Source organism: Streptococcus sp. 2018WUSS126 (assembly GCF_044427425.1).
Classification (GTDB): domain Bacteria; phylum Bacillota; class Bacilli; order Lactobacillales; family Streptococcaceae; genus Streptococcus; species Streptococcus hashimotonensis.
This window is the reverse complement of record NZ_JAOTGB010000042.1, coordinates 1-681: the sequence shown is the minus strand read 5'-3', so window position 1 is coordinate 681 and position 681 is coordinate 1. Positions and strand designations below refer to the sequence as shown.

1 pseudogene is annotated in these 681 nt (G+C 39.9%); it reads left to right on the top strand.

Going from position 1 to position 681, the window contains the following annotated elements:
• Positions 1–681, top strand: a pseudogene (locus ODU34_RS10160) (IS4 family transposase); the annotation flags it as partial.

Below are 681 nucleotides of genomic sequence, written 5' to 3'. Positions count from 1 at the left end.
CAGATTAAAGCTCATTTACTTGATAGTATTAACGACATCGTTTCCACCGCAAACCAGTTTGTGCTTCATCCTGAAAAAGATTTTAGTCGGAAAAGTCAGCTAACGATGAAAACCATGATTCAAGCTATACTGACCATGGGTGGTAATACCTTAGCCAAAGAGCTACTTGATTTAGATTTGCCAGTCACTCAATCTGCCTTTGTCCAACGACGATATCGGATCAAACATCAAGCTTTTAAAACCCTGTTTGCCAATATTACTTCTAAAATTCCAACTTCTAAAGATCTCCCTATCCTAGCTGTTGATGGTAGTGATGTGGTTCTACCAAGAAATCGTTCTGATAAAACGACCTCGTTCCAAACTGGACCACACCACACTCCTTACAATCTCATTCATATCAATGCTCTCTACAATCTTGAACAAGAGATTTACCATGACCTACGAATTCAGGATAATCGGGAGGTTGATGAGCGTGCAGCTTTCATCGACATGATGGAGAGTTGTCCCTTTTGAACAAGCTCTGGTGATAATGGATAGGGGGTATGAATCCTACGATGTCATGGCGCATTGCCAGGAGAAAAATTGGTCGTATATTATTCGTATTCGCGATGGAAATAATTCTATGAAAAAGAGTTTTCATCTCCCTGATACTCCTTGTTTTGATGAGGCATTTGACCTAAA